At 47.4% G+C, this 24,843-nt stretch carries 24 protein-coding genes; 12 read left to right on the forward strand and 12 right to left on the reverse strand.

Annotated elements, in window-relative coordinates; genetic code table 11:
- Nucleotides 1-80 precede the first annotated feature (80 nt).
- The 3 genes from A8O23_RS16670 to A8O23_RS16680 all read right to left on the reverse strand — a co-directional run bounded on the left by A8O23_RS16670 (nt 81) and on the right by A8O23_RS16680 (nt 3,121).
- Complete coding sequence (locus tag A8O23_RS16670) at nt 81-422, reverse strand: hypothetical protein (RefSeq protein ID WP_066623642.1); 342 nt, start codon at nt 420-422, stop codon at nt 81-83.
- A 110-nt stretch (nt 423-532) separates the two neighbouring features.
- Nucleotides 533-1,759, reverse strand: a complete 1,227-nt coding sequence (locus tag A8O23_RS16675) for a Glu/Leu/Phe/Val dehydrogenase dimerization domain-containing protein (protein WP_066623643.1) — start codon at nt 1,757-1,759, stop codon at nt 533-535.
- 288 nt (nt 1,760-2,047) lie between these two features.
- Nucleotides 2,048-3,121 (reverse strand): anhydro-N-acetylmuramic acid kinase, encoded by a 1,074-nt coding sequence (locus tag A8O23_RS16680; protein ID WP_066623646.1) that lies wholly within the window; start codon nt 3,119-3,121, stop codon nt 2,048-2,050.
- 106 nt (nt 3,122-3,227) lie between these two features.
- Here A8O23_RS16680 and A8O23_RS16685 point away from each other — a divergent pair, with 106 nt between their 5' ends.
- Complete coding sequence (locus A8O23_RS16685; protein ID WP_048921996.1) at nt 3,228-3,536, forward strand: ArsR/SmtB family transcription factor; 309 nt, start codon at nt 3,228-3,230, stop codon at nt 3,534-3,536.
- A 99-nt stretch (nt 3,537-3,635) separates the two neighbouring features.
- On the opposite strand, the gene A8O23_RS16690 is transcribed toward A8O23_RS16685, so the two are convergent.
- From A8O23_RS16690 to hemA, 3 genes are all read right to left on the reverse strand, one after another.
- Nucleotides 3,636-4,589 (reverse strand): phosphodiester glycosidase family protein, encoded by a 954-nt coding sequence (locus A8O23_RS16690; protein ID WP_066623649.1) that lies wholly within the window; start codon nt 4,587-4,589, stop codon nt 3,636-3,638.
- Between the two features lie 69 nt (nt 4,590-4,658).
- Nucleotides 4,659-4,976, reverse strand: coding sequence for a hypothetical protein (locus tag A8O23_RS16695; RefSeq protein WP_066623653.1), 318 nt, complete (start codon nt 4,974-4,976; stop codon nt 4,659-4,661).
- Nucleotides 4,977-5,338: 362 nt separating this feature from the next.
- The gene (hemA, locus tag A8O23_RS16700; RefSeq protein WP_066623654.1) at nt 5,339-6,613 is read right to left on the reverse strand and encodes a glutamyl-tRNA reductase; all 1,275 of its coding nucleotides are present in this window, start codon (nt 6,611-6,613) and stop codon (nt 5,339-5,341) included.
- A 185-nt stretch (nt 6,614-6,798) separates the two neighbouring features.
- On the opposite strand from hemA, the gene A8O23_RS16705 reads away from it, so the two are divergent.
- A complete protein-coding gene (locus A8O23_RS16705) occupies nt 6,799-7,986 on the forward strand; it encodes a sensor histidine kinase (protein ID WP_066623655.1) in 1,188 nt (395 codons plus the stop codon).
- A 768-nt stretch (nt 7,987-8,754) separates the two neighbouring features.
- Here A8O23_RS16705 and A8O23_RS16710 read toward each other — a convergent pair.
- A complete protein-coding gene (locus A8O23_RS16710) occupies nt 8,755-9,498 on the reverse strand; it encodes a carboxypeptidase-like regulatory domain-containing protein (RefSeq protein ID WP_066623658.1) in 744 nt (247 codons plus the stop codon).
- A gap of 18 nt (nt 9,499-9,516) precedes the next feature.
- Nucleotides 9,517-10,290 carry a carboxypeptidase-like regulatory domain-containing protein gene (locus A8O23_RS16715; protein WP_066623659.1) on the reverse strand — a complete coding sequence of 258 codons (774 nt, stop codon included), beginning with the start codon at nt 10,288-10,290 and terminating at the stop codon, nt 9,517-9,519.
- A 93-nt stretch (nt 10,291-10,383) separates the two neighbouring features.
- Between A8O23_RS16715 and A8O23_RS16720 the strand changes: the two genes are divergently transcribed.
- Together A8O23_RS16720 and A8O23_RS16725 are read left to right on the forward strand one after the other, a co-directional pair.
- A complete protein-coding gene (locus A8O23_RS16720; RefSeq protein ID WP_066623660.1) occupies nt 10,384-12,123 on the forward strand; it encodes an amino acid permease in 1,740 nt (579 codons plus the stop codon).
- Nucleotides 12,124-12,268: 145 nt separating this feature from the next.
- Nucleotides 12,269-12,706, forward strand: coding sequence for a hypothetical protein (locus A8O23_RS16725; protein WP_066623674.1), 438 nt, complete (start codon nt 12,269-12,271; stop codon nt 12,704-12,706).
- 11 nt (nt 12,707-12,717) lie between these two features.
- Here the strand turns inward: A8O23_RS16725 and A8O23_RS16730 are convergent, their stop codons facing one another.
- Both A8O23_RS16730 and dusB read right to left on the reverse strand, forming a co-directional pair.
- Complete coding sequence (locus tag A8O23_RS16730; protein WP_239693429.1) at nt 12,718-13,635, reverse strand: DMT family transporter; 918 nt, start codon at nt 13,633-13,635, stop codon at nt 12,718-12,720.
- A 136-nt stretch (nt 13,636-13,771) separates the two neighbouring features.
- Nucleotides 13,772-14,770: a tRNA dihydrouridine synthase DusB gene (gene dusB / locus A8O23_RS16735; protein WP_066623677.1), complete on the reverse strand. Its 999-nt coding sequence runs from the start codon at nt 14,768-14,770 to the stop codon at nt 13,772-13,774.
- A 56-nt stretch (nt 14,771-14,826) separates the two neighbouring features.
- Here dusB and A8O23_RS16740 point away from each other — a divergent pair, with 56 nt between their 5' ends.
- The 4 genes from A8O23_RS16740 (at nt 14,827) to A8O23_RS16755 (ending at nt 18,904) form a co-directional block, all read left to right on the forward strand.
- Nucleotides 14,827-15,798, forward strand: a complete 972-nt coding sequence (locus A8O23_RS16740) for a CPBP family intramembrane glutamic endopeptidase (protein WP_066623679.1) — start codon at nt 14,827-14,829, stop codon at nt 15,796-15,798.
- 101 nt (nt 15,799-15,899) lie between these two features.
- Nucleotides 15,900-16,733 (forward strand): phosphatidate cytidylyltransferase, encoded by an 834-nt coding sequence (locus A8O23_RS16745; protein ID WP_066623681.1) that lies wholly within the window; start codon nt 15,900-15,902, stop codon nt 16,731-16,733.
- Nucleotides 16,734-16,847: 114 nt separating this feature from the next.
- Nucleotides 16,848-18,122 (forward strand): Glu/Leu/Phe/Val family dehydrogenase, encoded by a 1,275-nt coding sequence (locus A8O23_RS16750; protein ID WP_066623843.1) that lies wholly within the window; start codon nt 16,848-16,850, stop codon nt 18,120-18,122.
- A 95-nt stretch (nt 18,123-18,217) separates the two neighbouring features.
- Nucleotides 18,218-18,904: a phosphatidylserine decarboxylase family protein gene (locus tag A8O23_RS16755; RefSeq protein WP_066623683.1), complete on the forward strand. Its 687-nt coding sequence runs from the start codon at nt 18,218-18,220 to the stop codon at nt 18,902-18,904.
- 177 nt (nt 18,905-19,081) lie between these two features.
- Here the strand turns inward: A8O23_RS16755 and A8O23_RS16760 are convergent, their stop codons facing one another.
- Both A8O23_RS16760 and ribD read right to left on the reverse strand, forming a co-directional pair.
- Complete coding sequence (locus A8O23_RS16760; RefSeq protein ID WP_066623846.1) at nt 19,082-19,564, reverse strand: GAF domain-containing protein; 483 nt, start codon at nt 19,562-19,564, stop codon at nt 19,082-19,084.
- A gap of 239 nt (nt 19,565-19,803) precedes the next feature.
- On the reverse strand, nt 19,804-20,838 hold the full coding sequence (gene ribD, locus A8O23_RS16765; protein WP_066623685.1) for a bifunctional diaminohydroxyphosphoribosylaminopyrimidine deaminase/5-amino-6-(5-phosphoribosylamino)uracil reductase RibD: 1,035 nt from the start codon (nt 20,836-20,838) through the stop codon (nt 19,804-19,806).
- Between the two features lie 74 nt (nt 20,839-20,912).
- Here ribD and prmC point away from each other — a divergent pair, with 74 nt between their 5' ends.
- The 4 genes from prmC to galE all read left to right on the forward strand — a co-directional run bounded on the left by prmC (nt 20,913) and on the right by galE (nt 24,841).
- Nucleotides 20,913-21,773 (forward strand): peptide chain release factor N(5)-glutamine methyltransferase, encoded by an 861-nt coding sequence (gene prmC, locus A8O23_RS16770; protein WP_066623849.1) that lies wholly within the window; start codon nt 20,913-20,915, stop codon nt 21,771-21,773.
- A 138-nt stretch (nt 21,774-21,911) separates the two neighbouring features.
- Nucleotides 21,912-22,502, forward strand: a complete 591-nt coding sequence (locus A8O23_RS16775) for an acyltransferase (RefSeq protein WP_066623687.1) — start codon at nt 21,912-21,914, stop codon at nt 22,500-22,502.
- A 12-nt stretch (nt 22,503-22,514) separates the two neighbouring features.
- Nucleotides 22,515-23,804 carry a nucleotide sugar dehydrogenase gene (locus tag A8O23_RS16780; RefSeq protein ID WP_066623690.1) on the forward strand — a complete coding sequence of 430 codons (1,290 nt, stop codon included), beginning with the start codon at nt 22,515-22,517 and terminating at the stop codon, nt 23,802-23,804.
- 14 nt (nt 23,805-23,818) lie between these two features.
- On the forward strand, nt 23,819-24,841 hold the full coding sequence (galE, locus tag A8O23_RS16785) for a UDP-glucose 4-epimerase GalE (protein WP_066623693.1): 1,023 nt from the start codon (nt 23,819-23,821) through the stop codon (nt 24,839-24,841).
- The last annotated feature ends 2 nt before the right edge of the window (nt 24,842-24,843 follow it).

Genomic DNA, 24,843 nt, shown 5'->3' on the forward strand with positions numbered 1-24,843 from the left:
CGGTTTTAAAACCGCCGCCCTATCTGTATAGCTGAAAAGTATCCAACACCTACAAACCTACCTTTTATTATAGCCTTGTATTAGTTACTGTTTCTTTCTGTATATAACCATCCAGCAAACCCAATCACATACATCCAAGCTGTAATAAGAACAACTATGAAAGTCTTTTCGCCAAATATTTGTGTAGAATCTGCAGTCAAAAGCAAGGGATAAATTAGAAAAGCGACTAACACCAATGTTTTCTGAATTTTATGTCTCGATTGATAGCTAATTATAAATACACTGCTTAAAGCAAGTAAGTGTATCAAGCTAAAAAATGATTTTAGAATTTCTAGTGGGTTTATATCATATAAACTTGAGAGTAGTAATGGGGTGATAATCCAAGCTATTATGCCTGTTAACAAAGTTGCCTTTTTACCCATATTGTAGCTAACAAAAATATAATAGTTTATTCTCAGCTCTTAATCTAAAAGACTTGTTTTGGGCTTGTTTTCGTAAAACAGCCCCAGAACAAGATTTTTAGTTACTGCCTCTACAACAACTGGCTCAGCGCAATTTCAAAGGAAGTCTTGGCAATCTCTGTTTTCTGCGGATTGCGCTCATAAGCTTTCTCCAAGGCTTGGCGGATGGTGCGGGAAATGTCAGAGAAAATGGCTTCGTCGGTTATTTCCACGTCTTGCTCCATAAGGTAGGCAAACACGCGGGCCATGCCACAGTTGGCCACAAAGTCCGGAATCACAGACACGTGCCGGTCAGCAAATTCACCGGTAGGGCCGAAGAATATCTCAGGGTCTTTAAAGGGTACGTTGGCCCCGCAGGAAATAACTTCCAGGCCGCTGGCTTTCATGCGCTCTACCTGTTCTGTAGTTACTAATCTGGAAGCGGCGGCCGGTATAAAAATCTCAGCCTCTATACCCCAAATCTGGGTGTTCACTTCCTCAAACGAAAGCAAATTTTCAGCGGTGAGGGTGTTGCCGTGGCGGTTCAGGAACAGGTCTGTGATTTGGTCAAATGAGAACCCGTTGGTGTGGATAAGGCCACCGGCACGGTCAATGATGCCTACAATTTTCACTTCCTCGGCTGCCAGATAATAGGCTGCCGCCGCCCCCACATTTCCCCAGCCTTGAATAATGGCGCGCTTGCCTTTGAGCTGACCGCCCCAAATATCATAGTAGTGGCATACCGCTTTGGCCACGCCGTAACCGGTAATCATGTCGGCTACGGTGTATTTGCGGGCCAAGGAAGGCGAGTAGTTAATATCTTCCAGCACTTTGCTCACACCTTGGCGAAGCTGCCCCAGCTTGTTGATTTTCTGCGGCTCGGTGGCGTTGTAGTGGCCGTTCACAATGCCTTCCTGCGGGTGCCAGAGGCCGTATTCCTCGGTGATAGGAATTACTTCGTGAATCTCGTCTACGTTGAGGTCGCCGCCGGTACCGTAATAGTTTTTGAGCAGCGGGTACACCACGCGGTACCAACGTTCCAGCACGCCCTGTTTTCTGGGGTCAGAAGGGTCAAAGTTGATGCCTGACTTGGCTCCGCCGATGACTGGGCCAGAGACGGTAAACTTCACCTCCATGGTTTTGGCCAGAGATTCCACCTCGTTCTTGTCTAACCCAGCGCGCATGCGGGTTCCGCCGCCGGCTGCCCCGCCCCGCAATGAATTAATTACTACCCAACCTTCAGCCTCGGTTTCAGAATCTTTCCACTCAAAAACAATTTCTGGTCGCTTGTTCTCAAACTTGGTGAGTAGGTCTTTCATAGAGTTGGTCACGTTTTATTGGCTTATACGGCAAAGGTATAAAGAACTAGCGTTTGTTGAGGGTGTTCTCTTTTTCCGTAGAGACTAGGCACTGCCTTGTCTCCCACGCATTTTGGAAGAGAAGCAGAGGCAACTGTTTTTGGCGCCGACACTAGCAGGTCTGGGAGACAATGCTAAGTCTTTTGAGCAAGCATTTTACGGGGAAGCTAAGTGAAACTTCCTCTTCTGAAAGGTAGCAATTCTATTTTCGGCCTCCTTTTTGAAAAACGGGTCGAAAACAGCCATAGTTTACATCCAGTAAATGGCGCCGCCGCAATTATCATGCTTGGCACCGGTAACGCTTTTGAGACAGTTAGGTTCTTGCCGCCAGCGCAGCACACCCAGAAATGCGAAGATGAGGGCTTCTTTGAAATTTACCAGCTCCGGCTCAGGTACTACTACCTCATATTCGGGGCCTAAGTAGTGTCTTATTTGCTCCACCAAAAAAGAATTAAACGCCCCACCACCCGTGAGCAAAAGCTTCCCGTTTTTTATGTTGGAGTGCTGCCGTACTGACTGCGCAATTTGGTAACCGATGTGGTGGCAGGAGGTGTGCAGTTTGTCTTGTACTGAGGCGGAAAATTCTTGGAGCGTGGTTAAACTGTAGGCATCTGCCCACTCTTTTCCAATAGATTTTGGAAACGGAGCCGAGAAATAAGAAGGCTTGTTGAGCCGGTCGAACAGGTTTTGGTCAAATTTGCCTGACCGCGCCGCCTCGCCGTTTTTGTCATAGGGCATACCTAATTCTTCGGCCAGCGGGTTCAGCAGCATGTTGCAGCAGCTAATGTCAAAAGCGATTCTGGTATTGGGCCCTTCTTGCGAAATGTTGGAAATGCCGCCCAAGTTCAGGCAGAAATCGTATTCAGCGAACAGCAGCCGGTCGCCAATTGGGACCAACGGAGCGCCTTGACCGCCCAGGGCAATGTCAAGGGTGCGAAAGTCTGAGACAGTGGGTACGCCGGCCGCGGCCGCCAAATAAGCCCCGCTGCCTACCTGAAACGTAATGTGCAGCTGGGGCTGGTGAAAGATGGTATGCCCGTGAGAAGCCACAAAATCAACCTGCAGTTGGTGACGGTCAATGAAATTTTTTGTGAGTTCCCCTAAAAAGTGGCCATAGGCCCTGTCAGTGGCAATAATTTCAACAGCGCTTACTTCTGTCAGGCCCTGTAGGCGCTGCATCCATACATCTGAATATGGAACTGTTTCTGTATTAAGTATTTTATATATCCAATTGTGATTAATATACGTAAATCTGCAATAAGCCAAGTCAACTCCGTCTAACGAAGTGCCGGACATGATACCGATAACATGGTAAGTCGCCATGCGTTAAAGTAACATAATGTTCAGGTAGTAAGCAAAACGGATTGCCGGGCGGGTTTGAAGGGCGCGGTTGGCGCGTCTTATTGTAGTATGATTTTAGTGTGTCCTTATGAAAAGTTTATTATCCAGAGTGGAATCAAAGAAGATAGATAAGGCTGCGTCTATGCTGAAGGTGTTGGCGCACCCAAAAAGGTTGGCCATCGTGGATCTCCTGGGTAAGGAAGATAAAATGACTGTGACGGAGATCTATAACTACTTAGATCTGCCCCAGGCCATTGCCTCACAGCATTTGATCACGCTGAAAGACAAGGGCGTTCTCTCGTCTTTCAAGGTGGGCACCAAAATCTATTATTCCCTATCTATCCCTAAGCTGATTGATGTGATCGACTGTCTGGAGGAATGTTGCGGAGATCTGTAACTATCCTGCTTGCCTGTTCCCCCATCAAGTAAGTATCCCCCGGAACCGTTTCCAGCCTGTTTTCTGAAAAGTAGGCCAGAAACGGTTTTATTTTTTGTTCTATTCTTTGTACTTGAATACCAACACCGCCGGTACAGGCCGCTGACCATTTTTGTCTGAGGGCTTGATGGTGTCTTTGCCCTTGATATAAAGCGCACTGGAGCCGCCGCCGTCTAAATTCAATGCTTCGTGGCAGCCTAATTGCACCATGAGCTGTGCCAGTTGGTCAAGGGTTGCTCCTTCTGCCACGCCTTTGTTGCGACCTTCCACCATCAAAATTATAAGTTTCTGGTCTTGTGTATACCCCATGGCAGTTCGTGGGTGCGGACCTCTGAAGTAGGAGCCGCCGCGCTGTTCTTCTTCGGCGGTAATGTGTACCTGTCCCTTTTGTACCAGTACCGGACCTCCGCCTACAGCCACCTGAGGCTTCCAGCGTTTCATGCCTTTAACCGTTCGTTTAGAGGGTTCAGGTGCTGCTTGATTGTTCTCTATGGCCGCATAAGGAGAGGCCAGTTCCATGGTTTTCTGTCTCTTACCTAAATTATAGGCCCAAGCCACATCAGCGGTGCGGTTACGGAAGAAGCCAATAGCTCCAGTAGTAGGGTAGAGGGTGAGGGTGTCGGGGCCGTTTGGGTTCTTTTGCCTTACCGATGCCTGCGTAGCCAGCACCTTGCCGTTGTTCATGACCAAGTTGAGGTTGCTGTTGTCGGCAAAAGAAAAGAAAGTGGTGTTGACAACGGCTATCACGTTTCCCGCTTCCTGTTCATAATATTCTTTGGGGGTATACCGCTTTCCGTTGCCCACACGGGCAGCTATCTCTAGTTTGGGGTCTTTAAGGTCTGCTATCAGGTAATAGGCTTTGAACGGCTTTCCATCTAGGGAGTCAGTGGTGACGTAGACTTGTACCGATGGGGGTAGCCCCTGTTGGTGCTCAGTAGCAAGCGACCATTTTACTTGGCCCAACCCAGAGAATGATACAAAAAGGCAAAGAAGGGGGGGAAGCAGTTTTTTCATGCAGCCAATATAAACAGCCACCCTTAGTTATTGGCAGAAATATTGGTAAATGTTGTTCAGGGGCAAGGTTTACCACATGCCTTTGTCTGGATTGTCGCCGTCTGGTCTGGAGGAGCGGTAAAAGCCGTCTTTGTTGCTCAAGGGGGTTCCTTTGCCTTCCAGGTGGTTCTGCAGATCTTGGTTCATTTTCAGTTGGTCCAGCTCCAGAAACTCTTTCCAGCGAAGCTGGTGATTGAGGGTGAGGCACTCTACAATTTCCTCTAAATTTAAGCTGTTGCCTTCAGCAACTCTATTTTTTAGCTGCGGGTGCGACTCCAGCAGTTCCTTTATTTTCTGTTTGAAGTAAAGGTTCAGCTCCTGGTATTTTCCGGCATCAAATTCTTGCATGGTACAGGTGTTGGTGAAGTTTTTATACGTGTTTTAGAGATTCTCGGCTAAGGTAGGATTGGAACAAATAGGGTCGTCCAAGGTTTTTAAATCAACCGGTGCCCCTGAACAGAGCATTCTGTAGGGGCGTATGGCATACGCCCAAATGCCGCCGCCAACGCATTAAAGTATCGGGTAGGCAATGGCGTATTCAATGAATTAATCATGAGCATGGGTCGCCGTTTAGGGCGTATTCCATACGCCCTAAACTACGGATCTGCAATCCGTTTTCGGCTCCTTTTCCTGAAAACAAGCTGAAAACGGAAAAGCGGAATATTCTGTAAGGAATATTCCGCTTTTTATATGTCAGAATCAAAAAAAATCTAGTGTTGTGCCTCGGCAGACTGCTTCTCTAAATCGAATAAATCAGTGAGTACGTCTATCAATGTTTCGGCCTCACCGCGTTTGCAGGCGGCTTTCAATTGCAATACTGGCAGTTTTATGATTTTCTGCATCATAGACTTGGTTACCTCATCCATGTGCTTGGCTTCCTCGGCGCTCAGTTTTTTCATGTACCGGGCCATCTCCTCCTGACGGATGGTTTCCAGCGCATTTTTCAGTTTCTGGATGGTAGGTGACACGTTCATCTCCTTCGTCCAGTCCTCAAAACCGGCAATTGACTCGCTGATGATCTGCTTTACCTGTGGTACGGCCGCCAAGCGGCGCTCCAAGGCTTCAGAGGCTTTGTTCTGTATGGTGTCAATGTTGTACACCAGCACGCCCGGAATTTGCTCCACCTCCGGCTCTACGCTACGCGGTACGCTCAAGTCTATGAAAAACTTGTAGGTTAACACGTTCAGGCGGCTCACCATGTCGTGGGTGAAGAAAGGCTCATCGCGGGCTACGGAAGAAATGATCACATCGGCTTCCTTCATGCCTTCCACCAAATCCTCGAACGGTAAAACCTGCAGTCCGCATTCATCGGCTAAAAGCTGCGCTTTTGCTTTGGTGCGGTTAGAGATTTTTACGTTGGTATAGTCAGAATCCTGCAGGTGACGGCACACATCGGCACCAATTTCACCTAAGCCTACTACTAAAATCTTAGGGTTGGCAATATCGGCTACCAAGCTTTCTACCAGTTCAAGAGCAGCGTAAGAGGTAGAGGCGGCTCCGTCTCTAAAAGAAGTCTCTTGTACAACGCGCTTGTTCGTGAAGAAAATGGTGTGCAGCAAACGGTGCAGGAACGGGCCAGCGGCCTCAGAATCAACACTCCACTGATAGGCTTGCTTTACCTGGTTTGAGATTTGCATGTCGCCCACCACCTGTGCCTCTAAGCCCATGGCCACGTTGAACAGGTGTTGCACGGCGTCAGCGTGCTCATTAATAATGGTAAAGTAGTCAAGGTACTGGGAGATATTCTCCATCCCCTTACTAATACCCAACAGCTTTACTATCTCCTGGCTGAAGTCAGAGTCAGAGGTATAATAAACTTCCGTGCGGTTGCACGTAGAGAGTACAAGAATGTCAGTTGCCTGAATGAAATTTTTGAGCGTTTGCAGAAACTGTCGGCACGACCCCTCATCCAAGGCAATAAGCTCTCTTATGTCTAAGGGAGCTTTTCTATGTGAAAGACTGACGGCTCTAAAATTGTTAAGCATACGGCAGTGTAGAAATAGCTTGCAAAATTACTTTACTATCTGGTAAAAAGGAATAATATTTAGATGTTTATCTTATTTATACTCATTCCAAATTAAGGGGAATAGGAATGCCTATCCGTATATTGGCTCTTAAAAGCATCTTGCCCAGTATATAGTCCGTAGGTGGTTTTGCGTTGTTTACATCCATGATTCCAACTTCCATTTATTCTAAAAAGTCGCGGCTCAAGTTGCTCATCATGATCATTGCATTGGTGATTGGGGCTGCAACCGTTATTTATACCAACTTGCTGGTGGCCAAGTTATCTGAGCGTGAGCAGCAACTCATAGATCTGTATGCCAAGGGTTTGCGCTACATGGGCAACGCTGAGATTGACTCTGATAACCTGGTGTTTGTGCAAGAGGAAATCATTGATGCAAACCAAAGCGTGCCAGTAATTTTAACAGATGAACACGAAAACGCCCTCGCCTATAAAAACCTTGAAATCCCCGAAAAGATTTCAGAAAAGCGGAAAAAAGCCATGTTGCAGCGCGAAATAGCTAAGATGAAGGCGCAGCACCCACCCATTGAGGTTTCTTACCAAGATGATTTTAAGAACTATATATTCTACAAAGATTCTGAGCTGCTGACTCAGCTACGCTATTACCCCTATGTGCAACTTACAGTCATTGCCTGCCTGTTTGTGATTGCCTACTACGCCTTTAGTTACTCCCGCAAAGCCGAGCAGAACCGCGTGTGGGTAGGTTTAGCCAAAGAAACCGCTCACCAGTTGGGTACACCGCTTTCTTCTTTGATGGCATGGTTTGAGTACCTGAAAGCCAGCCCCAAGTTTGAAAACGAGCCCATTGTAGAAGAATTGGGCAAAGATGTGCGGCGGCTGGAGATCATCACCGAGCGTTTCTCCAACATCGGGTCTGTGCCAGTGCTCAAAGACGAGCCTATGCTGCGGGTGGTGGAAAATGCCATTGGCTATCTGCGTAATCGCGTATCGGCCAAAGTGGCCTTTACCATTGAAACTGACTTTGACCCCGATGCCACCGCCAAAGTAAATATTCCGCTGTTTGAGTGGGTGGTGGAGAATATCTGCAAAAATGCCGTAGACGCCATGGAAGGCAAGGGCAGTATTACCATACGTTTGTCTAAAGGCACGGCCAAAGACACCATGGCCATAGATATACAAGACACCGGTAAAGGCATACCCAAAGCTAAGCAGGAAGAGGTGTTTATGCCCGGCTACACCACTAAAAAGCGCGGTTGGGGTTTGGGTTTAGCCTTGGCCCGCAGAATTATTGAGAATTACCATGCAGGAAGGCTGTATGTGCGGTGGTCTGAGGTTGGGAAGGGTACTACGTTTAGAGTGGTGTTGAATAGATAGCCGAGTCCCCGGCCCCTCTCTAACTGAGGGGAGAGTTGTGGGTTTGTGTTTTGAATCTGTTTTTCGAAAAACAGGGCAGAAATGCTTGGTTTTGAAATAAAGCAGTTGCTCTTTGCAGATTCCCCCTTTGAAGGTGGCAAGGGGGATGTTTACACGAGTAGATCCACTCTTTCCTGATTCCTCTCATTTCCGGTCATCCTGAGCATTCTTGAGGCGAGAGCCGAAAAGAGCTAGCGTAGCTACCGAAGGATCTAACGAAGACTTTTGCCTCTACTTCCGCTTTACCCCCCGCTGTTATTGCGTGTTCTCATCAACAACCTGAATTGCTTTTGCTCCCACCACTGCTTATTACTTATTCCAGCCTGCCTCACTTTCTGCTGGGGTTTGTCACTTTTCTCCTTGATGAGAAAAGTAACCAAAAGAATCAAGAAGCCCTTAAACTCGCTGCCGCTCAAACAGTAAGGGCTTCATTAAATTTACCACCTGGCCACCGTGCGCTGTTCCATAGCTTCTGTGGCTACTACTAAATTGAACCTGCGTCTCGTGCTCCCGCTAAGCGCCTGCGTGCCCTTGGCACTGCGTTGCCCGCTCCCGCAGGATAGGCTAAGGAAGTGTGAAATTGTGAGGAATGAGGTGATAAGTAATTCTTGGTAAGGGAGACTCAAGCTCTGCGCATCACCTTTGGTTTTGAGCTAAGGTGCCGCTTTCTCTTCTATGCATGTCAATTTGCATTTTTGGCCTGTTTTTCAAAAACTAGCCTTGAAACGACTAACAGAAGAGATTCCTAAATTTAAAGAACATCCCGCGGGGAGTGTACCATTTGTATTGAACGACCATGCCGCCGATGGTACCCTGAAGAAAGGGAAATGGATCAGTTTCTTTAGTCAAAGTGAGGTGCAGGGGTTGATGTAATTGTAAGTCCGCCAACCGGTGCCGTTGAGTGACAAAGCCGGGGCTGGAAATAACTAGCCACTGAAGCTTAAGGGGTGCATTTTGGGAGATCGGTAGGCTGAAGTTTCCGAATAAATCAGGTTTTACTTCCAAGGTGTCATTGAGCCGGATGATAACCCGAGAAAGGTCTCCAGTCGGAGCGGTAATAGTTCCGCTGATGGTGCTGCTGTCTGGTGCAGGAGTGAGTGGTAGAACTTTGGCAGTTCTGGAAGGCAACAACTCTATATCTGAGCGGGTGGGTGTGGAAGCCTCTTGTGCCTCCGCTGATTTCAATCCAAGCCAGGCGGCAAACCCCAGCATTACTGTCCGGAGTGCTAATTTCTTCTTAGAACTAGTTGCGTGTTGCAGTTCCCTGTTCAGCTGGTCAGACCTGAAGTGGCCGCAGCCTTTGTGTTTGTTCTTCGCCAGCCACGTTAATACCTCTGCGTCGGTCATCGTTCTAAAATCCATCACCGTTTTCTGGCAGCTCTGGCAGAATTTTCCTTTGTCCGCTGGGGTCATGGCGTTCCAGTCTGCATGGCAGGGAGTAGGAACTGTAACGGTGAGGCGGCGGCTGAACATAAGGTTTGTGTGCTAAACTTAGTTTCCTGAAAAGAGGCCAGGCACGGTAAACCGGAAAAAATTTAATGTTTTATAGTAGAGGCCTACCGGAGAATACCATCTATAGTGGATAGCACCCATCAATACAGTCTCACCAAGAAGGGCAGTGGAATCTGATGCAAGAGAAATTTCCAAGCTTTGGTCTGAAGTTAGTTGGCTTAATTTTATCTCCTGGGTTTTATAGGCAATATAGGCTATAACAATAGTCTGTTCCTGTGCTTGTAGAGAGGCGGGGACTTCTAAAGAGAAGTTTCCTAATTCGTCAGTTGATGTCCCCAAAGCGGTTCCTTTTATAACTACTGACGCTCCAATAAGAGGAGAGTGATCTGTAGAATCTACTACCGTGCCCTTGATGATAAAAGGAGTGCCCGATGAAGGATTTTCTTCTGAAATAGTATTTGTCGTCTTTACAGCTTCAGCAGTACTTTCTTTAGACTTTGTTGATTGTGCTTCTGCTGCTGTGGTGCTTAACCATGTGGCAAAAGCCAAAGCAGCTGCCCGCCACGTCCAGTTACTTTGAGCGGGAGAAACAGCTTTTAATTCTTTCTCCAACTGGTCTCTCCTGAATCTTCCGCAGGTGCTGCCTTTTTGAACAGACATCCACTGCACTACTTCGGCATCTGTCATTCTGGTGAAATCCACCACTGTTTTAGCGCAGCTCTGGCAATGCCGTCCCTGCGCTTGGGGCGTCATCTCCTGCCATTTCTCCTGGCAGGGCTGGGGTATAGAAACGGTGATGCGGCGGCGGAACATAAGGTGGCGGTTTGTCTAAATATACGCAGTTCTCACGGGGTTCAGAATATTTTCCTTAACTTTTACCCTGAATTTTTATACCAAAGCTAACAAGTGAGTTCAAAAAGTCTTTTCCGCCGCAAGAGTTTAAGCAATGTAGTTCATACGCCACCCGCCGATGTGGCCACCCACGTGGGTACCATTGACGAGGGGCTGGAGCGCAACTTGACGGTCCGTGATTTAACCTCTCTGGGTATTGCCGCCATTATTGGGGCGGGTATTTTCAGTACCATCGGTAACGCCAGTTTTGAGGGCGGTCCGGCGGTGTCTATGCTGTTTGTTTTTACGGCTATTGCCTGTGCGTTTTCTGCCTTGTGCTATGCCCAATTTGCGGCTACTATTCCGGTTAGTGGTTCAGCTTACACATATGCTTATGCCTCATTTGGGGAATTAGCCGCCTGGATTATTGGCTGGGCACTCATTATGGAATACACAGTGGGTAACATTGTGGTGGCCATCTCTTGGAGTGACTATTTTACAGGACTAATGAGTGGCTTGGGATGGAACATTCCGGCGTGGCTTACCATGGGTACGCAGAGCGCTTATATTGGCTACAATGAAGTACTAGAGCTGCTGCAGGCTGGGCAACCGCTATCTGCGGCTAACCCGGCACAGTTGGAAGCATACAATACCTGGCTGGGAGCCCCTGATTTTATGGGAGGGAAGCTGGTGGTAGACCTGCCGGCATTCATGATTAACCTGGTTATTACGGCCTTGGTGTACGTGGGCATTAAAGAATCCAAAAATGCCTCTAACCTATTGGTGCTCCTGAAAATGTCAGTAGTGCTGGTGGTGATTGCCGTGGGTATTTTTTATGTGGACCCAGGCAACTGGAGCCCGTTTGCGCCCAATGGAGTGGGTGGGGTATTGAAAGGAGTTTCGGCGGTGTTCTTTGCGTATATAGGCTTTGATGCCATTAGCACCACTGCCGAAGAATGTAAAGACCCGCAGCGCGATTTGCCCCGCGCCATGATCTACGCCCTTATCATATGTACTATTCTGTATGTGATTATCACGCTGGTGCTCACAGGTATGGTGCCTTACACAGAGCTGGCCGTGGGTGACCCTCTGGCTTACGTGTTCACTAAAGTTGGCGTAGATTGGTTAGCCGGTGCCGTGGCCGTAAGTGCCATTTTCGCTATGGCATCGGTGCTGCTGGTGTTCCAAATTGGCCAGCCCCGTATCTGGATGGTAATGTCCCGCGACGGCCTGTTGCCGCCGGTTTTTTCTAAGGTGCATCCTCGCTTTAGAACGCCTTCTTTCTCCACTTTAGTTACAGGTTTTTTTGTGGGTGTACCCGCGTTGCTGCTGAACATGGACCTGGTGATTGACCTGACCAGTATTGGAACATTATTCGCGTTTGCGCTAGTGTGTGGTGGTATATTGATTATTGATCCACATGGCACATCAACTGCCAAGTTTAAAGTACCTTACCTGAACGGCCGGTACTGGGTGCCTGTGCTGTTGGCCTTGGGAGGTGTGTTGGTGCTTATGTACAACAGAGAGTCTGTAGATGAATTCTGGAGCGCTGTGGGCGGCAATGGTGGTTTTGAGGCTTTCCGCCATGAAATCCCTATGCTAGTTTTCCTGATTTCCTGCGTGGTTCTGGCGGTTGTTTCTTTTGTGAAAAGATTATCATTGTTACCGGTGCTGGGACTGCTGACAAATTTGTACCTAATGACGCAACTGGGAGTGAGTAATTGGCTGCTGTTTACCGTATGGCTGTTGATAGGTTTGGCTATTTACTTTGGCTACAGCTACAAAAACAGTAAGCTGGCAAAAACCGAAGATTGATTAGGTGTGAATTTATATTATTGAAAGAAAATAGAGCGCCAAAAAATAGTTTCAAATGGAAATGGCAGAAGTAGGTTTCTATACTGCTTTGTTATATCTTAGTATCACTATATAATAATGCTCCACAAGCTAACCGTCTGTTCAGGTGATCGAAAAAGCAGTTAAAGATGTAAACCTCCAGCTGACCTATCGGAAAGATATGCAGATTCTGTTTCTGCGGTGGACAGCTGGGGTAAAGGGTGATCAGCTGCGGAGAGGTTATCTGGAAGCGCTTGATTTTGCCAAAGAGCTAAATTCCAGCTTCTGGATGTTTGATCTTAGGGGCAGAGGCGGTGCATCTGCAGAAGATGAGCAGTGGATTTTGGAAGACTTCTTCCCGAAAGCTGATTTAGAGCTGGGTGGCCAAAACTCTTTTGCCTACCTGCTGTCGCCAAGTCATTACCTGTACATCAAAGACACCGTAGGCGAAGACCGCTTGGATATTTTTAGCGGTCCGTCAAAAATCAAAATATTCATGGCTGAAGCAGAGGCTGTGAAATGGCTTCTGGAGCAGAAAGAATTGATTTTGCTGCCTAAGAAATAGTCATCCTGATATTACTTAGCGCGGTTCACCAGCAACACCCCCGCCAGAATAACAGCCATGCCTACATAGTGCATCAGGTGAATCGTTTCGCCATCGGCCACGCCCCACATTAAAGCCACAATTGGCATTAAATACGTAGAGGTGCTGGCAAACAGCGTGTTGGTCATGTGGATGAGCTTATTGTAGAAAACCAGTCCAATGGCTGTGCTAAACACCGAAAGCAGAGAAATATACCCTAGCGCTTCCCACGCCTGAGGATTTGTGGCCAGCTTGTCAAAAGCTGGTGTAGTGCAGAGATAAACAAACGCAACGGGCCCTACTGTCAGCAAAGCCAGGCTTGCCATGGTCAGTGGTTTAATGCCAGAGAGGCAATGCTTGATAATGTTCAGGCTTCCGCCGTACAGCACCGTAGCCAACACCACATATAATCCATAGAAGGAGTTAGAAGAATTTTCTTGCGCACTTCCTGAGAAGATAAGAACCGCCGTTCCGCCAATTCCAATCAAAATACCGAGCACCCTTAGGGCCGTAATGCGCTGCTGAAAAAATACGGCTCCTATTATTAATGTAAAAAGCGCCGTGAGAGAGTTCAGTACTCCGGCCAGTCCACTTGCCAATTTTGTCTCAGCGTAAGCAAACAGGAACGCAGGAATTAAATTACCAATCAGTCCGCTCAACAGCAGAAACTTCCATTGGCCGGGCTTTGGGGCTTTCAATCCTTTCAAAGCAAACGGCAACAGAGCCAGCGTGGCAATGGTAATGCGCAGAGCACCCAGTTCATCAGAAGAAAAGACGGTTAATCCTTTTTTGATCAGAATAAAGGAGGTGCCCCAGATCAGCGAAAGTCCGCCTAAAATAAACCACGCCAGAGGTGGAGTAGAAGCAGGAGTAGAGGGAGCCGCTACAGCAGGAGAAATATTTGTTGACACAAAAAAGTTGTGAATAGGTGCTTTTGAATAGTGAATGTAATAGTGTGAAGTCTGTTTTCGGCCTGTTTTAAGAAAAACAAACCGAAAACAGACTATGTCAATAGTTGAAAACTAAATCCAAACCAGAGAAACTTACTTACAGCTCCGCGTACTCCATAGTGTTGGCAATTTCATCTAGAATGGCATAGATTTCAGCAGGGTCTTCGGTGGTGACCAATCGGGTGCGGTAGCTTTTTACGTTAGGCAGGCCGCGGAAGTAGTTGGCGTAGTGGCGGCGCATCTCAAAAATGCCCAAGCGCAGTCCTTTCCACTCCAAACTCTTGTCGAAGTGCATTTTGCACATGTCTATCCGTTCCTGAATGGTAGGCGGAGCCAGCAGTTCGCCAGTTTGCATGTAATGCTTAATCTCCCTGAAAATCCAAGGGTAGCCAATAGAGGCACGACCAACCATGATGCCGTCTACACCATACTTTTCTTTATAAGCCACTGCTTTCTCCGGAGTGTCAATATCACCGTTTCCGAAAATAGGGATCTGAATGCGCGGGTTTTCTTTGATCTTTCGGATGAGCGTCCAGTCTGCCTCTCCTTTGTACATCTGCACGCGGGTACGGCCGTGTACCGTCAAAGCTTTGATGCCAATATCCTGCAGTCGCTCGGCTACTTCCTCTACGTTTTTAGTAGAATCGTCCCAGCCCAAACGGGTTTTCACGGTCACCGGCAAGCCAAACGGCTCTACCGCTTTTACTATGGCCGAAGTCATGGCTACCATTTTGGGCACATCTCTCAAAAGAGCGGCACCAGCGCCTTTACAGGCCACATTTTTTACTGGGCAGCCGTAGTTGATGTCAATCAAATCAGGGCCCACTTGTGCTGAGATTACCGCTGATTCGCGCATGGCCTCTATCTCAGAGCCAAATATCTGAATGCCGATGGGGCGTTCATAGTCAAAGATATCCAACTTCTGGCGGCTCTTGGCGGCATCGCGGATGAGTCCTTCAGAAGAAATGAATTCTGTATACATTAAGTCGGCGCCGTTGGCCTTGCACACCGCTCTAAACGGAGGGTCGCTGACGTCTTCCATTGGGGCTAGCAGCAGCGGAAAGGCCGGAAGCTCCAGATTGCCGATTTTTACCACGTGTTTGTGTTTAAATATTTCGCGTAAATTTACCTCATTAAAACCACATCGCCTATATGAAAGGTTTCATGCCACAGCGTCTGCACCCACTTATGTCTATTTTACTGTTGATTGCTTTTGTGGCGATGGGGATGCTGATAGGCATGTTTGCGGCTACCGTTGCATTGAAATTGGGTTTTGGCTATAGCTTAGATCAGGTGGCGCAAATCATGCAAACGCCCACGGATTTTCCGGAGGGGCGCAACGCGTTGCTGATATACCAAGGTATTACCCACTTGTTTGGCTTTACCTTAAGCGCTTTGGTGTTAACCAAAATTACTTCAAGATTCCCTGAAAATTTTCTTTCGCCCAGGCCGTCGGTGCCACTGGGTTTACTGCTGCTGAGTGGTCTGCTGATTGTTTTGATCATGCCTGCCAACTCCTGGCTTATTGAATGGAACGCCAACTTTAAATTCCCTGATTTTTTAGAATGGTTTGAGAAGGGGGCTAAAGAAACGGAAGAGCGCCTGAAAGTGCTCACGCAATATCTTACTCAATTTGACAGCGTGGGCGCCATGCTGTTTGGGATTCTGATTATAGCGGTTCTGCCTGCCATTGGCGAAGAGCTGGTTTTTAGAGGGGTGCTGCAGCAAGAGTTAATCCGGTGGAGCAAGAACCACCATGTAGGTATATGGGTAGCCGGATTTTTGTTTGGTGCCATTCACATGCAATTCTACGGTTTCTTCCCGCGTATGGCATTGGGTGTGGTTTTAGGCTATCTCTATTTTTGGTCAGGTAACATTTGGGTACCCATTCTGGGGCACTTTATGAACAATGGATTTACAGTGCTTATGCTCTATTTGCAGCAACAAGGTGCCATTGAGATAGACGTGGAATCAACCGATGCTACCACCTGGCCTATCTCGCTGGCCTCGCTGTTGATTAGTGCGGCGGTTCTATATTTTTTAAGGAACACTTACCGGAGGCTTCCCTCCGTGCCAGAAGCAGGAAATCCTGTTTCTGATCCGTTTTTCCGAAATGAGCCCTAAAACACTTTTTTAAAGATGTTAGTAACTGGATGTTAGACATTAGGCATTTTGTTTTCCTTCCAGAATCTAATGTCTAACTAGTAACATCTAATATCCTTTTCATGGAGCAGACAAAGAAGCCGCTTAACAATTTTCAGCAACGCGTGCTGGCCGGAGTCATTGGGGGAGCCGTTTTCATTGGGGCTATTTATTTCAGCGTCTGGTCTTTCTTTCTGCTTTTTCTAGTGTTAACCATTCTGGGGCAGTTAGAGTTTTATCGCTTGCTTTCAGAAAAAGGTTATCATCCGCAGCGGTCGGTTGGGTTGCTTTTAGGAGTAGGGGCATATTTGGTGGGGTTTGCAGCGGAGTATGGCACCTTGGCGACTGAGTGGCTGTTTCTGATGCCGCCCATTGTACTGCTGGCCCTCATTGCCGAGCTCTACCGAAAGAAGGAGCTTCCTTTTGTGAATGTGGCGTTTACGTTGCTGGGCGTTTTTTATGTGGCTGCCCCTTTTGCGCTCCTGCACGTTTTGGCTTTTCAAACTGATCAATATAGCTGGCAGATTGTGCTGGGCGTCATGTTCCTGATCTGGTCTTCTGATTCAGGGGCCTACGCGGCGGGGAAAAGTTTTGGCAAGCATAAGCTGTTTCCGCGCATTTCACCGGGTAAAACCTGGGAGGGTTGGGCCGGTGGCTTGGTGCTGGCGGTGGTGGTGGCATGGGGGCTTTCCTTCTTCTTCCAAGACCTTTCTCTAGAACTTTGGCTGGGTATGGCCGTACTCATTGGAATATTTGGTGTATTGGGCGATTTAGTTGAATCTATGCTCAAACGCAGTTTGGGTGTGAAAGATTCGGGCACCTTAATTCCTGGCCATGGCGGTATATTGGACCGTTTTGATAGCTTAATTATGGTCATTCCTTTCCTGGTTGCTTTTCTGGAGTTAGTCCGTCTATAAATTATATTCAGAGCACAAACAATTGTTCGCTTTGTGTTGTGAAAATGATAATTTTGCGCCCTGTTTACACTCTGTAATTATTAATTTGTCAACATGGCAGCATATCAGAACAAAATGGCCTACAAAGAACCGGCACCTATCAAAGACAAAGAGAATCCCTTTGAGTCAATGATGTCCCGCTTTAATATTGCAGCGGAAGTACTGGGGTTAGATGAAGAGACGTATGAAGTGCTGAAATCTCCTACCCGTCAGGTTATTGTGCACTTGCCCGTGACCATGGACAATGGCAGCATTAGAGTGTTTGAAGGTTTCAGAGTAGTTCACTCCAATATACTGGGGCCGTCAAAAGGTGGAATTAGGTATGATAAAAACGTTTTTCTTGACGAGGTAAAAGCCTTGGCTGCCTGGATGACCTGGAAATGCGCCGTGGTAGATATACCCTACGGCGGTGCCAAAGGCGGTATTATCTGCGACCCGGCCAGCATGTCAGCCGGTGAGTTAGAGCGTTTAACCAGAGCCTACACCGTTTCTCTGATTGATACCTTCGGCCCTGACCAAGATATTCCGGCACCAGATATGGGTACTGGCCCTAGAGAAATGGCCTGGCTCATGGATGAATACTCTAAAACCAAGGGTATGACTGTAAACTCGGTTGTGACTGGTAAACCGCTGGTACTAGGAGGTTCTCTGGGTAGGGTAGAAGCCACTGGTCGCGGTGTAATGGTTTCGGCTATGGCCGCCATGGAAGTGCTGCACATGGACCCAACTAAATCAACGGCTGCCATTCAAGGCTTCGGGAATGTGGGCTCCTGGGCGGCCAAACTACTAGCCGAGCGGGGTGTGAAAATACTGGGCGTAAGCGATGTGAGCGGCGCCTACTGGAGTGACAACGGTATTGATATTGAGGCTGCCATTGAATATAAAAATGCGCATCAAGGTCGCTTAGAAGGTTTTGCCGGGGTAGAGCCCATCAGTAATGATGATCTGCTCACCGCCAAAGTAGATGTATTGGTGCCCGCTGCTGTAGAAGATGTGATCACGGCCCGTAACGCAGATAAAATTCAAGCTAAACTGATTGTGGAGGGAGCTAACGGGCCTACCTCTGCCAACGCTGATAAAATTATTAACGAAAAGGGTATTATGGTGGTGCCGGATATTTTGGCCAACTCCGGCGGGGTAACTGTTTCTTACTTTGAATGGGTGCAGAACAGGCTAGGCTACAAGTGGAGCCTTGACATGGTGACTGAGCGCTCTGACCGGATTATGACCGAAGCCTTTGTGAAAGTATATGCCACTTCTGTAAAATATGACGTGCCCATGCGTATTGCCGCTTACATAGTGGCCATTGATAAAGTAGCCCAAACCTACAAGTTCCGCGGCGGCTTTTAACGACCTGACTTACTTAAAATATCCGCCTTCCTTCTTTTTTTTAGAGGGAAGGCGGTTTTTTTTATATTTTTGCTTTATAAGCCGTAATAGCATAGATGAAAATTCATAAAGAAGGACGTAAGATTCTGTTTTTTACCCTGCTGGGGTTGCTGGTTGTGAACATGTTGCTGTACTACTTCAACAGTGAGCATGTCACCTTAAATCGTATTTTCTCTGCTGTATCGCTTATTGTTTTCTTGCTGATTCTGCAGTTCTTCCGGAGCCCTTACCGCAATTTGTTGCTGCACGAAGACTTGGTAGTAGCCCCCGCCGATGGAAAAGTAGTAGTGATAGAAGACGTGGAAGAGCCTGAGTACTTCAATGATACCCGCAAACAGATTTCCATCTTCATGTCACCCATTAACGTGCACATTACGCGTAACCCGGTGTCTGGCATTGTGAAGTATTTCAAATACCACCCTGGTAATTATCTGGTAGCATGGCACCCCAAAGCTAGCACCAAAAACGAGCGTACTACGGTAGTGGTAGAATCATTGGCCGGTCCGCAAGTGTTGTTTAGGCAGATTGCCGGTGCCATGGCCCGCCGTATTGTGTGGTACGTAACCGAGGGTGACGAAGTAAACCAGGGCGAGGAGTTCGGTTTCATCAAATTTGGCTCGCGTGTTGATATCTTTGTGCCCGTAGATACTGAGGTGAAAGTGCAGCTAGGCCAGAAAACCAAAGGCGGCCAAACGGTCATTGCCCAGCTGAAGACGGAGAACTCCGGTTCTTTCTTTGGGTAAACGCTGCGTGTTGTATCAAGTAGCAGGTATAAAGTAGCAATACTTTACTGAGTTGATATAAAAGAAGCTTCATCCGGTTTGGGTGAGGCTTCTTCTGTTTTAGACCTGTTTTCAGGAAAACAGGCTCAAAACGTATTCTAAAGTCATGCTACTTGATACGCACTACTTGATGCTAACTTAGAACCAGTTCTCCGCCAATTTCATCAGCTGCTCCAGGTACTTCTGGTCAACCTCGTCAAAATCATTGAGGCGGTCGCTGTCTACGTCCAGCACCATTTTCACCTCGCCATTTTTGAGAACCGGCACCACAATCTCAGACTTAGATTCGCTGCTACAGGCAATGTGGCCCGGAAAAGCCTCTACGTCCGGAACAATGATAGTTTCTTTACGGGTGTAGCAGGCACCGCAAACCCCTTTATGAAACGGAATGCGGGTACAGGCTACCGGACCCTGAAACGGCCCCAGCACTAGTTGGTCTTCTTTCACCAGATATGCCCCCACCCAAAAAAAGCCGAAGCTTTGTTTTAGAGCTGCCATCATGTTAGAAAGGTTTGCTACCAAATCGGTTTCTGGGGCTACCAATGCTTCTATTTGGGGGAGGAGGGCTCTGTATTTCTCTTCTTTGGAGAGAGTATTGTCAACAAATAAATTCTCGGCCATTTTATAAAGTGCTAATTTTTCAATGTGCTGATGTGCTAAATTGGTATGGAGTTTCAGCAAAAAAACTTTTAAGAACTACAAAGGTAAGGCTGAGAATTGGAGGGAACAATTTTAAGAAATAAGCCAAATAACTGTTCTAGTTGATTCAGGGCATACCGCTTTTAGGCATGTTTTTCTGAAAAGAGGCTCAAAACACATCTTCTTTAACTCTTTCTAAGTTAAGAGGGGTTGAGTGAGGCTCACACATTCCGGTAGAAAATGATCTCGTCATTACCTAGTGTGCCTCTGGAAATAACAGGCCTGCCGGAAAGCGTGGGAGCTTGCACACCTTCATGGAGGATAGTGGTTTTACTTTTCAGCACCCTGATCTCATCCCAAATGTTTTTCTGCAAAAAAGCCTCCAGTAACTTAGTTCCACCCTCCACCAGCACTGATTGCACATTCCGCTGGTACAAATCTTGAAGTAACTGCTCCAAAAAATCTTCCACTTGAGCTAATTTGACAAATTCAGTTTGAGCTAAGGAAGGCTTTTCCGCTAGCGTATAAATGAGCGTGGGGAGCGAGTCATCCAAAAGGTGGTGACTATCAGGGATTTGCAGCTTTTTGTCGATAGCAATTCTAAGTGGCGCTTGTCCTGGCCATTGGCGCACATTCAGTTTGGGGTTGTCAGACAGAGCGGTACGCGTGCCTATCATGATTGCTTGTTCTTCAGTGCGCCACTTATGTACCAGCTTATGGGCAGAGGGGCCGGAAATTTGGCAGGGCTGACAGTTAGGCAACGCAATAAATCCATCAGATGATTCGGCCCATTTTAAAACTAGATAAGGACGCTTCTTCTGCTGAAACGTGAAGAACCGACGGTTTAACTTTAGCCCCTCTTGTTCCAATACGCCAATATGTACTTTACATCCAGCATCGACCAGTTTTTGAATTCCTCTCCCCGCCACTAAGGGATTGGGGTCTGTATTGCAAATCACCACATCCCGCACACCCTTCTCAATGAGGAAATCAGCACAGGGAGGTGTTTTCCCGTAGTGAGAGCAAGGTTCTAGCGTAACATAAACTTTGCTGTGAGGCAGCAAATTTTGGTTCTGCACACTTGCAATGGCGTTTACTTCGGCATGGGGCTCTCCGTACCGTTTGTGCCAGCCTTCACCTATAATTTTGTTTTGGTGCACCACCACACAGCCCACCACTGGATTGGGTCGGGCAGTGCCTAGTCCTTGGCTCGCTAGATCCAGTGCCCGCCGCATAAATTTCTCATCTGTGCTCATGCCGGTTATTTACGCGCCTACAAAATTCCATGCCCGAATATCGTCTGTTTTTTCAGAAATTGCGCAAAACTGATATGAAGTACACCATTGGTAATTTATTAGAAAGTGTCTCTCTCCGGCTGGAGGCACTGTACGAGCAGCCAGAAGCCCGTACCATGGCGGAGTGGCTGCTGCAGCATGAGCTAGGAAAAGGGCGGATGGGGCTGTTTGAAGTACGTTCAAACATTGCCTCTGAAGGGCTGGTAACCAAAGTGGACACTTTTGTGGAGCGGTTACTTCAGCATGAACCATTGCAATATGTTATAGGTGAGGCCTCTTTCTACGGGCGGGACTTTATTGTTTCTCCGGCTGTGCTAATTCCCCGCCCTGAGACAGAGGAGTTAGTGCAGTTAATTATAAAGACGTATCAGAGTCAACCGGGAGTTGCTATTTTAGACATAGGAACTGGCAGTGGCTGTATACCTGTCACCTTGGCAGCTGAACTACCCCTGAGTACAGTTATAGGGCTAGATGTGTCTGCCGATGCTTTAACCATTGCCCGCCAAAATGCTAATAAATCAGGGCAAAAAGTAGAATGGCTGTGTCAGGATATATTAAAAGAGATCCCGGCTGTGGCTCCCAGTTCTTTAGACGTCATAGTGAGTAATCCACCCTATGTGCTGGAGCAGGAAAAGGAACTGATGCGGCAAAACGTATTAAATTTTGAACCGCACCTGGCTCTGTTCGTGCCTGATACTGACCCTTTGCTTTTCTACAGAAGAATAGCTGAAATAGCTCCTCAACTTTTAAAGAACGGGGGCAGACTTTTTTTTGAAATAAATGAAAGATATGCTGCCTCAACTGCTGATATTCTTCTTAGTAGGGGCTTTTGTCAAGTAGAGGTGATAAAAGATTTATACGGTAAAGAACGTATTCTGCAAGCAGTTTGGCAGTAAAACCAGCAACTAGATAAGAAGTTACAAAAGCTTTACCCTGAATTGTTATAAAATCATACCTTTGTGGTTCAATAATTTTTGTATCCTTTTTAGGAAATTGACCGTAAAGGCTCTGATTGTTTAGAAGCTGTTTTCTCAATGTCTGAATCCTCTGCCCAGTATTTTGCCCATGAATCCGCTGTAATCGACGACGGATGTAAAATAGGGGAGGGTACCAAAATCTGGCACTTCTCCCACATCATGCCTAATTGCGAGATCGGGAAGCGCTGCAATATCGGCCAAAACGTGGTTATTTCGCCTGGTGTGGTTCTAGGTGAGAATGTCAAAATTCAGAACAACGTATCTGTTTATAGCGGAGTCATTTGCGAAGATGATGTGTTTCTGGGTCCTTCCATGGTGTTTACCAATGTACTAAACCCGCGCAGCGCCATTAATCGCCGTGGCGAATATCAAAAGACTCTGGTGCAGAAAGGGGCAAGCATTGGCGCTAATGCCACTATTGTCTGTGGTCACACCATTGGGGCCTATGCCTTAATTGGTGCGGGTGCCGTGGTGACAAAAGACGTGCCTCCATACGCTTTGGTGTACGGAAACCCCTCCAAGCAGCACGGTTGGGTGAGCGAGGCAGGTCATAAATTAATTTTTGACGAAAATAATATGGCTGCCTGCCCCGAAACGGGTGAGAGGTATCGCCTGAGCAATAACTCTGTAACTAAAGCCTCCATTTAAAATAATAAAAACGTGTATCAGCAACTCTTGAACAAAGAAGCCAAACTGGCTGTGATAGGATTAGGATATGTAGGGCTCCCCATCGCATTGGAGTTCGCCAAGAAACTCAGCGTAATCGGCTTCGACATCAACGCAAAGCGGGTGGAGCAGATGAGAAACCACATTGACCCCAGCGGGGAGCTGGAGTCATCTGATTTCGAGGGTTGCGATATAACCTTCACCAATGATCTGGATGTGCTGCGGGAAGCTCGCTTTTTCGTGGTGGCGGTGCCTACCCCTATTGATAACTACGCCCTGCCGGACCTGAAGCCGCTCCTTTCCGCCTCCACTACCGTTGGCAAAGTGCTAAAGGAAGGTGACTACGTGGTGTATGAGTCAACCGTGTACCCGGGCTGTACCGAGGAGGACTGTATTCCAGTGCTGGAGCGTGAGTCAGGGCTGAAATTCCCGACTGATTTCAAAGTAGGTTACTCCCCTGAGCGCATCAATCCAGGAGATAAAGAGCACACTCTGACCAAAATCGTGAAAGTGGTGTCTGGCTGCGACGAAGAGTCCCTTGACGTAATTGCCAAAGTGTATGAAATGATCATCACTGCGGGCGTTCACAGGGCTTCCTCCATAAAGGTAGCCGAGGCCGCGAAAATTATTGAGAACACCCAGCGCGACGTGAACATTGCCCTGATGAACGAATTGTCCATCATATTTGACCGTATGAACATCAACACCTATGAGGTGCTGGAGGCATCGGGCACGAAGTGGAACTTCCTGAAGTTCTTCCCCGGTCTGGTGGGCGGCCACTGCATAGGCGTGGACCCATATTACCTCACCTACAAGGCGAAGGCTCTTGGCTACGACTCTAAAGTGATTCTGAGTGGCCGCACCATTAACGACGGTATGGGAGCTTACGTGGCCAGCAAGGCAATCAAGATGATGATCAAGGAAGGTGTGGCTATTTCCAAAGCAAAAGTGTTGGTGATGGGCGCCACCTTCAAGGAGAACGTGGAGGACATCAGAAACTCTAAAGTGGCCGATGTGATAAACGAGCTGAAGAGTTTCGGGGTGCAGGTGGACGTGGTGGACCCCTATGCCTCGTCTGAGGAGCTGGAGCACGAGTACGGCTTTGCCCTGACCGAGAACCCTACCAACGATTACGACGCTGTTGTAGTGGCAGTGAACCACAAAGACTACCTTGGCTTCAATGAGGAATACTTCAAAGGTATTTCCACCGACAGCCCAATTGTAATTGATTTGAAAGGCATTTACAGAGGCAAAATCAAATCCCTACCCTACTGGAGCCTGTAATTTGATAAATTGAAATGAGTAAAATTCTTGTAACTGGTGGCGCCGGATATATTGGCTCACATACTGTAATAGAGCTGGTGGAAGCTGGCTACACTCCTGTAATTGTAGATAACTTTTCTAACACTGATGAAAAGGTACTGCAGGGTATTTCCAGCATTCTGGGTAAAGAAGTAGCCTGCTATAGGGTTGATTGTACAGATGCTGCGGCGTTACAAGAAGTTTTTGCCAAAGAGGGAGGAATAGCTGGCGTTATTCACTTTGCCGCTTTCAAAGCCGTGGGTGAATCTGTGGCAGAGCCGTTGAAATATTATCACAATAACGTGGCCGGTCTGGTAACGCTATTGCAGGTGATGGAGAACAACAAAGTCAGCAATCTGGTTTTCTCTTCTTCCTGCACCGTATATGGTATTCCAGAGAATTTGCCAGTAACCGAGGAAACACCTACGCAGAAAGCGAACTCTCCGTACGGCAACACCAAGAAAATTGACGAGGAAATACTTAGAGACGTAGCAGATAGTGGCAACTATGGCATTAAAACCATTGCCCTACGGTACTTTAACCCAATTGGAGCACACGAATCGGCACTGATAGGCGAGCTACCTTTGGGCGTGCCAGCCAACTTAGTGCCTTTTATTACGCAAACCGCAGCTGGGATAAGAGAAAGCCTTACAGTGTATGGCACTGATTATGACACACCAGACGGCAGCTGCATCAGGGATTACGTGCATGTGGTGGATTTAGCGAAAGCGCATGTGGCGGCTATCAAACGCTTAGAGCAAGAGGAGGCAGCTGCCTATGAGGTATTCAATATTGGCACAGGTCAGGGGAGTACTGTTTTGGAGGTGATTAATGCTTTTGAATCTGCCACCGGACAAAAGTTAAATTATAAAATTGGCCCCCGCAGGGCAGGAGATGTTCCAAAGATTTATGCCGATGTCACTAAAGCTACGGAGGTACTAGGTTTTAAAACATCTTTATCTTTGGAAGAAAGTTTGGCTAGTTCTTGGGCTTGGCAAAAACAGTTAGAGACGAAATAAAT

The sequence above is a fragment of the Rufibacter roseus genome, from assembly GCF_001647285.1.
GTDB lineage: Bacteria > Bacteroidota > Bacteroidia > Cytophagales > Hymenobacteraceae > Nibribacter > Nibribacter roseus.

Coding starts and splice junctions, on each gene's coding strand:
- A8O23_RS16670 (WP_066623642.1), bottom strand. CDS start 422: ATGGGTAAAAAGGCAACTTTGTTAACAGGCATAATAGCTTGGATTATC.
- A8O23_RS16675 (WP_066623643.1), bottom strand. CDS start 1,759: ATGAAAGACCTACTCACCAAGTTTGAGAACAAGCGACCAGAAATTGTT.
- A8O23_RS16680 (WP_066623646.1), bottom strand. CDS start 3,121: ATGGCGACTTACCATGTTATCGGTATCATGTCCGGCACTTCGTTAGAC.
- A8O23_RS16685 (WP_048921996.1), top strand. CDS start 3,228: ATGAAAAGTTTATTATCCAGAGTGGAATCAAAGAAGATAGATAAGGCT.
- A8O23_RS16690 (WP_066623649.1), bottom strand. CDS start 4,589: ATGAAAAAACTGCTTCCCCCCCTTCTTTGCCTTTTTGTATCATTCTCT.
- A8O23_RS16695 (WP_066623653.1), bottom strand. CDS start 4,976: ATGCAAGAATTTGATGCCGGAAAATACCAGGAGCTGAACCTTTACTTC.
- hemA (WP_066623654.1), bottom strand. CDS start 6,613: ATGCTTAACAATTTTAGAGCCGTCAGTCTTTCACATAGAAAAGCTCCC.
- A8O23_RS16705 (WP_066623655.1), top strand. CDS start 6,799: ATGATTCCAACTTCCATTTATTCTAAAAAGTCGCGGCTCAAGTTGCTC.
- A8O23_RS16710 (WP_066623658.1), bottom strand. CDS start 9,498: ATGTTCAGCCGCCGCCTCACCGTTACAGTTCCTACTCCCTGCCATGCA.
- A8O23_RS16715 (WP_066623659.1), bottom strand. CDS start 10,290: ATGTTCCGCCGCCGCATCACCGTTTCTATACCCCAGCCCTGCCAGGAG.
- A8O23_RS16740 (WP_066623679.1), top strand. CDS start 14,827: ATGAAAGGTTTCATGCCACAGCGTCTGCACCCACTTATGTCTATTTTA.
- A8O23_RS16745 (WP_066623681.1), top strand. CDS start 15,900: ATGGAGCAGACAAAGAAGCCGCTTAACAATTTTCAGCAACGCGTGCTG.
- A8O23_RS16750 (WP_066623843.1), top strand. CDS start 16,848: ATGGCCTACAAAGAACCGGCACCTATCAAAGACAAAGAGAATCCCTTT.
- A8O23_RS16755 (WP_066623683.1), top strand. CDS start 18,218: ATGAAAATTCATAAAGAAGGACGTAAGATTCTGTTTTTTACCCTGCTG.
- A8O23_RS16760 (WP_066623846.1), bottom strand. CDS start 19,564: ATGGCCGAGAATTTATTTGTTGACAATACTCTCTCCAAAGAAGAGAAA.
- ribD (WP_066623685.1), bottom strand. CDS start 20,838: ATGAGCACAGATGAGAAATTTATGCGGCGGGCACTGGATCTAGCGAGC.
- prmC (WP_066623849.1), top strand. CDS start 20,913: ATGAAGTACACCATTGGTAATTTATTAGAAAGTGTCTCTCTCCGGCTG.
- A8O23_RS16775 (WP_066623687.1), top strand. CDS start 21,912: ATGTCTGAATCCTCTGCCCAGTATTTTGCCCATGAATCCGCTGTAATC.
- galE (WP_066623693.1), top strand. CDS start 23,819: ATGAGTAAAATTCTTGTAACTGGTGGCGCCGGATATATTGGCTCACAT.